Source organism: Qipengyuania soli, assembly GCF_015529805.1.
In the GTDB taxonomy this organism is placed as follows: Bacteria; Pseudomonadota; Alphaproteobacteria; order Sphingomonadales; family Sphingomonadaceae; genus Qipengyuania; species Qipengyuania soli.
On record NZ_CP064654.1, the window covers coordinates 2,162,218 to 2,171,179 of the forward strand.

Annotated in this window: 12 protein-coding genes; 4 read left to right on the forward strand and 8 right to left on the reverse strand. The window is 64.3% G+C overall.

Features of this window, described 5'->3' with window-relative positions; translation table 11 throughout:
- The first annotated feature begins 87 nt into the window (after nucleotides 1-87).
- A complete protein-coding gene (locus IRL76_RS10795; protein ID WP_200981344.1) occupies nucleotides 88-432 on the forward strand; it encodes a DUF8200 family protein in 345 nt (114 codons plus the stop codon).
- 92 nt (nucleotides 433-524) lie between these two features.
- On the opposite strand, the gene IRL76_RS10800 is transcribed toward IRL76_RS10795, so the two are convergent.
- From IRL76_RS10800 to galE, 3 genes are all read right to left on the reverse strand, one after another.
- The gene (locus IRL76_RS10800) at nucleotides 525-1,130 is read right to left on the reverse strand and encodes an HAD family hydrolase (RefSeq protein WP_200981345.1); all 606 of its coding nucleotides are present in this window, start codon (nucleotides 1,128-1,130) and stop codon (nucleotides 525-527) included.
- A 90-nt stretch (nucleotides 1,131-1,220) separates the two neighbouring features.
- Complete coding sequence (gene ykgO, locus IRL76_RS10805) at nucleotides 1,221-1,346, reverse strand: type B 50S ribosomal protein L36 (protein ID WP_029941846.1); 126 nt, start codon at nucleotides 1,344-1,346, stop codon at nucleotides 1,221-1,223.
- 89 nt (nucleotides 1,347-1,435) lie between these two features.
- A complete protein-coding gene (galE, locus tag IRL76_RS10810) occupies nucleotides 1,436-2,449 on the reverse strand; it encodes a UDP-glucose 4-epimerase GalE (RefSeq protein WP_200981346.1) in 1,014 nt (337 codons plus the stop codon).
- 135 nt (nucleotides 2,450-2,584) lie between these two features.
- Here galE and IRL76_RS10815 point away from each other — a divergent pair, with 135 nt between their 5' ends.
- Together IRL76_RS10815 and IRL76_RS10820 are read left to right on the forward strand one after the other, a co-directional pair.
- Nucleotides 2,585-3,190: a DUF4136 domain-containing protein gene (locus IRL76_RS10815; protein WP_200981347.1), complete on the forward strand. Its 606-nt coding sequence runs from the start codon at nucleotides 2,585-2,587 to the stop codon at nucleotides 3,188-3,190.
- Entirely contained in the window at nucleotides 3,187-4,326 is a 1,140-nt protein-coding gene (locus IRL76_RS10820; protein ID WP_200981348.1) for a M14 family metallopeptidase, read from the forward strand. The genes IRL76_RS10815 and IRL76_RS10820 overlap by 4 nt, the downstream gene beginning before the upstream one ends.
- 34 nt (nucleotides 4,327-4,360) lie before the next feature.
- Here the strand turns inward: IRL76_RS10820 and IRL76_RS10825 are convergent, their stop codons facing one another.
- From IRL76_RS10825 to IRL76_RS10845, 5 genes are all read right to left on the reverse strand, one after another.
- Complete coding sequence (locus IRL76_RS10825) at nucleotides 4,361-4,534, reverse strand: hypothetical protein (protein WP_200981349.1); 174 nt, start codon at nucleotides 4,532-4,534, stop codon at nucleotides 4,361-4,363.
- 76 nt (nucleotides 4,535-4,610) lie between these two features.
- Nucleotides 4,611-5,630 carry a S66 peptidase family protein gene (locus IRL76_RS10830; RefSeq protein ID WP_200981350.1) on the reverse strand — a complete coding sequence of 340 codons (1,020 nt, stop codon included), beginning with the start codon at nucleotides 5,628-5,630 and terminating at the stop codon, nucleotides 4,611-4,613.
- A complete protein-coding gene (gene cdd, locus IRL76_RS10835) occupies nucleotides 5,627-6,031 on the reverse strand; it encodes a cytidine deaminase (protein ID WP_200981351.1) in 405 nt (134 codons plus the stop codon). Before cdd ends, IRL76_RS10830 begins: the two co-directional genes overlap by 4 nt.
- Before the next feature lie 22 nt (nucleotides 6,032-6,053).
- Nucleotides 6,054-6,785, reverse strand: coding sequence for a glycoside hydrolase family 25 protein (locus tag IRL76_RS10840; protein ID WP_200981352.1), 732 nt, complete (start codon nucleotides 6,783-6,785; stop codon nucleotides 6,054-6,056).
- A gap of 13 nt (nucleotides 6,786-6,798) precedes the next feature.
- Complete coding sequence (locus tag IRL76_RS10845; RefSeq protein ID WP_200981353.1) at nucleotides 6,799-7,302, reverse strand: UPF0262 family protein; 504 nt, start codon at nucleotides 7,300-7,302, stop codon at nucleotides 6,799-6,801.
- A gap of 138 nt (nucleotides 7,303-7,440) precedes the next feature.
- Here IRL76_RS10845 and IRL76_RS10850 point away from each other — a divergent pair, with 138 nt between their 5' ends.
- Nucleotides 7,441-8,961, forward strand: a complete 1,521-nt coding sequence (locus IRL76_RS10850; protein ID WP_200981354.1) for a replicative DNA helicase — start codon at nucleotides 7,441-7,443, stop codon at nucleotides 8,959-8,961.
- Nucleotide 8,962: the final 1 nt, after the last annotated feature.

The window sequence follows — 8,962 nt, forward strand, 5'->3', positions numbered from 1 at the left end:
AGCGATTCGCAACTGGTTGCTATTTGAAACTCAATTGCACGAATGGCAAGCCCTGTTGAGAAAATTGCAAGCGTAAAGGACCTCCCCATGGCCATCACTCTCCCCCGCTCGGTCAACATCGGCGCAATCGTCGCCGCATTCGCATATACCTCGCTGACCTTCGGCGCTGCCGTTGCGCCGGCCCCGGCAGAAGCCGCCGGCAACCAGGTGTTCTACACCGCACAGCTCGCCAAGCCCGTCGAAAAGGCCACCACCACCGTCGCTGGCGGTGTCGTGTGGAGCTGCAAGGGCGATACCTGCATCGCTGCAAAGGGCGCTTCGCGTCCGTTGCGCGTGTGCCGCGAACTCCAGAAGGAACACGGCGAAATCGCCGGCTTCACCGCCAAGGGTGAAGAACTGGCCGCCGATAACCTTGCAAAGTGCAACGGCTGATCGGATCCTGACGAACTTACCCCCCACCCCTCTCCATCGGTGGGATTCCTCCAGGGCTCTGGCAGCAATGCCAGGGCCCATTTTTCATGCGCTTAAATCAGCCCACGCGTCCCAAGGTCGGCTTCCAGCGTCTGCGCGTCGGCAAAATGATGCACCTGCCAGCCGCAGGCCTTGGCTGATTCCACATTGGCGAGGCTGTCATCGATGAAGAGCATGGCATTCGCGGGGTGGCCGAAACGCCTTTCTGCAAGTTCGAATATTGCGGGATCGGGTTTCGCCAGCTTCTCTTCGCCAGAAACGACGATGTCGCGAAACACGTCGAAGACGGGTGCTGTCGGACGGAACTCGGCCCAGAACTCGGCTCCGAAATTGGTGATCCCGAAAATCGGCACCCCGCGAGCATCGAGCCTCGAAACAAGGTCATGGCTGCCGGGCACGGGTCCCGGAATCGTTTCGTTGAACCGCGTCGCATAGGCACGCAACGCCTCTGCATGATGCGGATATTCGGCGATACGGGCCGGAACCATTTCCGCTAGCGGCACGCCGGCATCGTGCTGCGAGTGCCATTCGACGGTAACGACCTCCTCGACCAGCTCGCGCAGCCGCTCCGGGTCGCTCTCGACCTTGCGCATCAGGAGCGCAAGGTCCCACTGATAGAGGACCTTGCCTACATCGAACACGACAGCCTGGATCGCCATTCCCGTCACCTCAAACGCGAACGGCCCGAACTCCCTTCGGAGCCGGGCCGGTCAGCAAGACATGCACCGCGCGGGGCGCGGCGCGCCGAATCAGCCCTGGCGGGCCTTGAAGCGGCGGTTGGTCTTGTTGATGACGTAAGTGCGCCCGCGGCGACGGATCACGCGGCAATCCCGGTGGCGGTCCTTGAGCGACTTGAGGCTGTTGCGGATCTTCATAGGTCTTCTCGTCAAATAAATACGCGCCGGAGATGGGCCCCCGACGCGGCAAATTCAAGCGCGCCCGTTAGCGGCGAGGGTGATTCCCGTCAACCGTCTCCGCGCATTTCGGCAAGTCGCCGTTCCCACTGCAGCGCGTGGCTGACGATGATGTCGAGATCGGCAAAGCGCGGCTGCCACGGCAAGGTGGCGCGAATGCGCGAGGGATCGGAGATCAGCTGGCCCGGATCGCCCGCACGGCGCGGCTCCATCCTGCGCACGATCGTCTGGTTGGTCACTCGGTCGACCGCGTCGAGGACTTCGAGGACCGAGAAACCGCGTCCGTAGCCGCAGTTCATCGTCAACGAACACTTCGGTTGCTCGATCAGTGCCTCGAGAGCGAGGACGTGTGCGGCCGCAAGATCGCTCACGTGGATGTAATCGCGCACCCCGGTGCCATCGCGCGTGTCGAAATCGGTGCCGAATACCGCCACGTGGTCGCGCTTGCCAGTCGCCGCCTCGCAGGCGACCTTGATCAGGTGCGTCGCCCCTGCGGTCGACTGGCCCGTGCGCCCGTCGGGATCGGCCCCGGCAACGTTGAAATAGCGCAGGGCGCAGAAGTTGAAGCCGTGCGCCGCGCTAGCATCGGCGAGCATGCGCTCGGTCATCAGCTTCGACCAGCCGTACGGATTGATCGGCTCCTTGGGCGTATCCTCTGTCACCGCCTCGACTTCGGGCACACCATAGGTCGCCGCGGTCGAGCTGAAGATGAAGTGGTCCACCCCGCCCTTCACCGCCGCCTCGATCAGGGCGCGGCTCTTCACCGTGTTGTTGTCGTAATACTTGAGCGGGTTCTCGACCGATTCCGGCACCACGATCGAGCCGGCAAAATGCATGATCGCCTTGGTGCCCTGCTCGCGGAAAATGCGCGCCAACAGGTCGGCGTCGGCGATGTCGCCTTCATAGAGCGGGACGCCTTCGGGAATGGCGAAGGCGAAGCCGGTCGACAAGTTGTCGATCACTGCCACGCTCCAGGCGGCATCGCGCAGGGCGAGGACCGCGTGGCTGCCGATATACCCTGCCCCGCCGGTGACCAGCACCGGGACTTTGCCGTTTTCGTCCATGGCTCGCCGAGTAGCATACGATTTGGTAACGGCAAGTTGTCTAGGGGCGCCGCCAAGCGTCCCGGAGCGCAAAACGGTCGCCATGCGTTGCATGGATACCGTGGTGCGACGAGAGAGACGCGAAAGGATCGCAAGATGAGACATCCACTTCCCGCCGTGGCGCTGGCCGCCACCCTCGCCCTTGGCGCCTGCGCTACACCGCCGGGCCCGGTCGAGGTCACGCGCTTCGTTGCGCCGGAACGTGTCGGCCAGCTGGGTCAAGGCACGGTCTTCGTGGAGAGCCTCGCCGGTTCGCAAGGCGATACCCTTGCGCTGGCACCCTACAAGGCCGCAGTTGCCGCAGAACTCAAGCGGCTTGGTTACGTCGAGGCCGATCGTGCGGGCGCAAGCCAGGTCGCGCAGGTATCGGTCGAAAAATACACGCTGGCCGCAGGCGGCAAGCGCAGCCCGGTCAGCGTCGGAGTCGGCGGTTCCACCGGCAGCTACGGCTCGGGCGTGGGCCTTGGCATCGGCATCAACCTTGGCGGAGGAGAGAAGGATCGGCTGGGCACCACGCTCACCGTCCGCATCACCGACAAGGCCACGCAGGCGAGCCTGTGGGAAGGTCGCGCCGATTTCCGCCCGCCGGAGAATTCACCCCTTGCGCGCACGCAGGCGAACGCCCAGACGGTCGCCTCCGCGCTGTTCCGGGAGTTTCCGGGCAACAATGGCGAAACGATAGAAGTGAAGGTTAGCGAGTGAGCGATATCAGGATCGATACCCAGTTCGACAGCGGCAACATCGAAGTGCTGTCGACCTCGGGGGCAAAGGCGAAGCTGGCCGTACGCAAGGACCACATGAGCGAATTCGCGCAGTGGTTCCATTTCCGCGTCGCTGGCGCTGCCGGTCGCGAGCTCGAACTCAAGATCACCGGTCTCAACGACAGCGCCTATCCCGGCGGCTGGCCCGACTACGATGCCTGCGTTTCGGAAGATCGCGACTACTGGGGCCGCGCCTCCTCGAGCTTCGACAAGGACGAGGACAATGGAACGCTGACGATCCGCTATGCGCCTGCCAGTGACATCGTCTGGTTCGCCTATTTCGCGCCCTATTCGATGGAGCGCCACCACGACCTCATCGCCGAGGCTGCTGCCTCGGAGGGCGTCGAGTACAAGCACCTCGGCACCACGCTCGACGGCCAGCCGATCGACTGCCTCACCATGGGCGAAGGCGATTTCCAGGTCTGGCTCTATGCCCGCCAGCACCCGGGCGAGACGCAGGCCGAATGGTGGATGGAAGGCGCACTCGAAGTGCTGACCGATCCCAGCGACAGCGTGGGCCGCGAACTGCGCCAGCGCTGCCGCATCCATGTCGTGCCGAACGCCAATCCCGACGGCTCGCGCCGCGGTCACCTGCGGACCAATGCAGTAGGCGTGAACCTCAACCGCGAGTGGGCCAATCCGACCCCGGAGAAGAGCCCCGAAGTGCTCGCCATCCGCAATGCCATGGACAAGACCGGCGTGGATTTCGCGATCGACGTGCATGGCGACGAGGCGATCCCGGTCGCTTTCCTCGCCGGCTACGAAGGCATCCCGAGCTGGACCGAGGCGCAGGGCGAGCGCTTCTACCTCTACGAACGCATCCTCGACCGCCGGACGCCCGACTTCCAGACCGAGCAGGGTTACACCAAGGCTGCCGCCGGCCAGGCCAACCTAACCATGAGCACCAACCAGGTCGCCGAGCGCTTCGGTGCGACGGCGATGACGCTGGAAATGCCTTACAAGGACAATCCGGCTAAGCCCGAGCCCGAACAGGGCTGGAGCCCGGAGCGCTGCAAGATGCTGGCGCGCGATTGCCTCGCTGCTCTGCTCGAGTGGCTCGACGCCAAGGACAAGTAAGAGAGATGCCGGGGGCGACCCCGGCATTTTTCGTTCAACCTTCGAGAATTTTCGCGGCGACTTCTTCGATCGAGCCGGTCACCAGCAGCGGCTGGCCGCCGACCATGCCGACATTGGTCTGTCCGTTTTCGGCGGTACGCAGCCAGGCGATGTTGCTGGCCACCACGAGATAATTGCCGCCACGCGATTCGAGCTTGATGAACTTCATTTCAAACCATCTCCTGAGCGCAGCCGCGATAGCCGACTAACGCTCGCAAAATGGTTAACGCGCGACCCGAATGCCCTCAGGCGACGATGGGTTCGAGCAGGCGCAGAGTCCGCGCCTCCGCATCGAGTTCGACCGTGGCACCGTGCGGCAGACACAGCTGGTTGCGGACGTGACCGATGTTGCCTCCGGTAAAGGCGGGAATGCCAAGCGGGCGCAGGTGATGGTCGATCACGTCGTCGAGAGTGAAGCCGACACTCTCGGGATCGTCCGGATTGCAGTGCGTACACTGGCCGAAAACCACGCCAGCCGCATGATCGAGGATGCCCGCAAGCTTCAGTTGCTGGAGCATGCGGTCGACACGGTAGATCGCCTCATTGACGTCCTCGACGAACAGGATCGCACCATCGAAGTCCGGAACCCAAGGCGTTCCCAGCAGGGTCGAAAGGATGGTGAGATTGCCGCCGAGCAGCCGCCCCCTGGCCGTCCCAGCCGTGATCGTCCGCCCGGCCCGCATGGTTTCCACTTCGACCGCTTCGCCCCCGAGCACCGGAGCCACCCCGGCGAACCCGAGGTGCCAGAGACTTTCCCAGCTCGCCTTTTCCCAGCGGCTCGCGGCGTTGGGACCGTGGATCGTCGGGAACCCTGCCCGCGCCGCGAAGGCGAGGTGCAGCGCACTGGTATCGCTGTAGCCGACCAGCAGCTTGGGATTGGCGCGGATCGTCGCCCAGTCGAGCAGCGGCAGGATGCGCGCCCCGCCCCAACCGCCGCGAATGGCGAATATCGCGCGCACGTCGGGATCGGCGAACATCGCATTGAGGTCGGCGGCACGCGCCTCATCGGTCCCGGCGAGGTAGCCGTCCTGTTCGGTCACATGCGCACCGCGCTTGGGCACGAGACCCATGCCTCGCATCCAGTATTCCGCGCGGTCGAGTTCGTCGGGTAGCGTCAGCGCCGTCGCGGGCGCGACGAGGCCGACGGTATCGCCCTCTCGCAGGCGCGGCAGCTTGCGCGGCGCGTGCGGTGCAGCGGCGGCGGGCATCGCCAGTCCCGCCAGCGCTCCGGCCATCGTCCCGAGCGCTGTGCGGCGGGCAATCATGCCAGGCTGGCTGGCCCGAAGGCGTGGGGGAGGAGTTCCGAAAGCCTGACCTTGGTCACGCTGTCCGGTCCGACACAAAGGATATCCGGGTCGGTGCCGCCCAGCTGCGCCAGCTCGTTGAGCACCTGGCGGCAGCGGCCGCAGGGCGTGATTGGGTCGGCGCCGGGACCGGTTACGGCGACTTTTTCGAGACCGCCGACCCAGTTTTCGGAGAGGATCTTGGCCACGGCAACGGTCTCTGCGCACAGCGCGAGGCCATAGCTTGCGTTCTCGACATTGGTGCCCGTCACCACGCTGCCGTCCTGCAGCAGCAGCGCCGCGCCGACCGCGAAGTTCGAATAGGGCGAATAGGATTTGGCGGCGGCAGCGCGGGCGGCGGCGATCAGGTCTTCGTCGGTCATTTCGTCTTCGTCCCAGGAAACATCACAAGGGTCGCACCACCGCCCAGCGCAGCGGGCGGTCGGCCGCCTCGCTCTTGTACCAGCGATTGGCGGTCCACATCAGCCACGGGCGCGAGGCATAGTCGGGTTCGAACCAGCTGCGCTCCAGCCATAGCTGGCGATCGATGCGGCGCGATACGCCATATTCGTCCTCGAAAGCCTCGCTCGGCGCAAGGATGACGGCTTTGCCCGCATGCGCCTCGATCTGGTTGACCAGCGTCATTAGTTCGCTCTGCACCGCAGCGTCGGACACCCGTTCAGGACAATCGGCGGCTGTCTGATCGAGCAGGATCACGGGTGGCAGCAGGTCGCTGTCGCGCGGCACCATGGTCACGAAATTGGCCGACTGCCCATCCGCCACGGCACAGGGGTCGAAGACGTGGACCGCCCCGACCTCCAGCCCCGCATCGCGCGCCCTGGAAAAGTTCTGCGCAAAGCCCGCATCCCTGCCCTTCGCGCCGCGACTTGCCTCGAGATAGGCAAAACGCGCGCCGAGCCCGGCAAGCGTGTCGAAGGACACCGGCCCATCCGCCGCTCCGACCAGCGCACCCTGGTCCGGCCAGGTAGCCTCGTCGGGTCGCCAGCTACGCCCCTGCGTCCAGGCATAGGCTGCTCCGACCAGCGCCACCAGCAGCAGGAAGAACGCCATCAAGGCCGAGCGCGAGACTTGCCGTGGCCGCGTGGCCTTGCGCTTCCTCGTCGATTTGCGTGCCATGAAATGCGCCCCTTCAGCCCTTGATATGCAGGACGCAAATGAGTGTGAAAAGGCGGCGCGCGGTTGCGAAGTCGGTTTCGACCTTGTCTTCGAGCCGCTCCAGCAGGAGTTCCGCGGCGCGGTTGTGAACCCCACGGCGGGCCATGTCGATCGTCTCGATCTCCATCGGAGTCGCCTTGCGGATGGCCTGGTAATAGCTGTCGCAGATGGCGAAATACTCGCGGATCGGGCGCCGGAAACGGGCCAGGCCGAGGAGCAGTTCTTCCAGCAACCGGTCTTCGGTATCGGAGATCGTCATCAGCAGGCGGCCGTCGCGCACCGCCAGGCGAAGGTTATATGGCCCGGTCTCCCCACGCTCGACTGAACGCAACGGCTTGAAGGTATTCTCCTCGATCAGGTCGAAGATGGCGATGCGCCGTTCCTGTTCGATATCGGCATTGCGCCAGATGATCGTCTCCTCATCGAGCTCGATATGCGCGATCCGATGGTCGCCGGAGGAGTTTGTTGAATCGGTCATGCCTTCAGGCTGCTTTCGCAAGATAGGCGGGGTGCGGCAAGGGCTTGGCGCAGTGTCCCCACTATCCACAGGCGACGATTGAAAAATAGCGTGCCAAATCGCTTGTCACTGGCACGCCGCGCCATGCATTGGGAGTGGATGGCCGACACCGATCTTCTCTTCCCCGCCGATGATTCGACTGCAGACAAGGCGGCGAAAGGCGTACAGCTGCCCGCCAACCTCGAGGCGGAAGCGGCCTATCTCGGTGCGGTGCTGATCGACAACCGGGTGATCGAGGAACTGACCACCCCGCTGATGGTCGAGCATTTCCACGAGCCGGTCCACCAGCGCATCTACGAGCGCATCCTCAAGCTGATCGAGCGCAATTCGGTGGCGACGCCGGTGACGCTCAAGCCCTATTTCGAGAGCGACGAGGCGCTCAAGCAGCTCGGCGGGACGACCTATCTCGCGCAGCTGACCGCCGACGGCCAGGGCCTGCTGCACCCGCGCGAACTGGCCGAACAGATTTACGACCTCGCCCTGCTGCGCCAGCTGGTGACGGTGGGCCGCAACCTCGTCGAGGGCGCACTCGACACTTCGGACGAGGTCGAACCGCTCAAGAAGATCGAGCAGGCAGAAGCCGATCTCTACCGCGTCGCCGAAGGGGCGACGACGGGCAGCGAGGCGCAGAGTTTCCGCACCGCGGCCTTCGGCGCGCTACAGGTGGTCCAGGCTGCGATGAATTCGGGCGGGCGCTTTTCGGGCAAGACCACCGGCCTCGACACGATCAACGACAAGACCAGCGGCCTGCACAATTCCGACCTCGTGATCCTCGCGGGGCGTCCGGCGATGGGCAAGACCTCGCTGGCGACCAACATCGCCTTCAACGCTGCCTCACGCCTGATGCGCGACCTGCGCGACGGGATCGACCGCGCGGATTCGCCCGGGGCAGGCGTTGCGTTTTTCAGCCTCGAAATGAGCGCCGACCAGCTGGCAACGCGTATCCTTGCCGAACAGGCGGAGATTTCGAGCGAGAAGCTGCGTTCTGGCAAGCTGTCGCGCGACGAATTCCAGCGCCTGTCCTTCGCCAGCCAGGAACTGACCGACCTCCCGCTTTACATCGACGACACGCCGGCCCTAACCATCGGCGCACTGCGCACCCGCGCGCGGCGGTTGAAGCGGCGGCATGATATCGGCCTCGTCGTGGTCGACTACCTTCAGCTGCTGCAGGGGTCGGGTCGCGCAAGCGACAATCGCGTCAACGAAATCTCCGAGATCAGCCGCGGATTGAAAACGCTGGCCAAGGAGCTTCATGTTCCGGTTATCGCGCTGTCCCAGCTGTCACGTCAGGTCGAGAGCCGCGAAGACAAGCGGCCCCAGCTTTCCGACCTGCGCGAATCCGGCTCGATCGAGCAGGACGCGGACATGGTATGGTTCATCTACCGAGCGGAATACTACCACAACGCGCTGAAGCCCGACACGCCGGACGAAACCTCGTCGGAAGACGTGCGGATGAAATATGCCGAGTGGGAGGCCAAGCATCTCGAACTGGTCAACAAGGCCACGCTGATTGTTGCCAAGCAGCGCCATGGTTCGACCGGCAACGTGCCCCTGCTGTTCCACAGCGAGTATACCAAGTTCAGCAGCCCCGATATCCGCTACACGGACGACTACGAATAGG

Coding starts and splice junctions, on each gene's coding strand:
- IRL76_RS10815 (WP_200981347.1), top strand. CDS start 2,585: ATGAGACATCCACTTCCCGCCGTGGCGCTGGCCGCCACCCTCGCCCTT.
- IRL76_RS10800 (WP_200981345.1), bottom strand. CDS start 1,130: ATGGCGATCCAGGCTGTCGTGTTCGATGTAGGCAAGGTCCTCTATCAG.
- IRL76_RS10845 (WP_200981353.1), bottom strand. CDS start 7,302: ATGACCGATTCAACAAACTCCTCCGGCGACCATCGGATCGCGCATATC.
- IRL76_RS10850 (WP_200981354.1), top strand. CDS start 7,441: ATGGCCGACACCGATCTTCTCTTCCCCGCCGATGATTCGACTGCAGAC.
- IRL76_RS10840 (WP_200981352.1), bottom strand. CDS start 6,785: ATGGCACGCAAATCGACGAGGAAGCGCAAGGCCACGCGGCCACGGCAA.
- galE (WP_200981346.1), bottom strand. CDS start 2,449: ATGGACGAAAACGGCAAAGTCCCGGTGCTGGTCACCGGCGGGGCAGGG.
- ykgO (WP_029941846.1), bottom strand. CDS start 1,346: ATGAAGATCCGCAACAGCCTCAAGTCGCTCAAGGACCGCCACCGGGAT.
- IRL76_RS10795 (WP_200981344.1), top strand. CDS start 88: ATGGCCATCACTCTCCCCCGCTCGGTCAACATCGGCGCAATCGTCGCC.
- IRL76_RS10830 (WP_200981350.1), bottom strand. CDS start 5,630: ATGATTGCCCGCCGCACAGCGCTCGGGACGATGGCCGGAGCGCTGGCG.
- IRL76_RS10825 (WP_200981349.1), bottom strand. CDS start 4,534: ATGAAGTTCATCAAGCTCGAATCGCGTGGCGGCAATTATCTCGTGGTG.
- cdd (WP_200981351.1), bottom strand. CDS start 6,031: ATGACCGACGAAGACCTGATCGCCGCCGCCCGCGCTGCCGCCGCCAAA.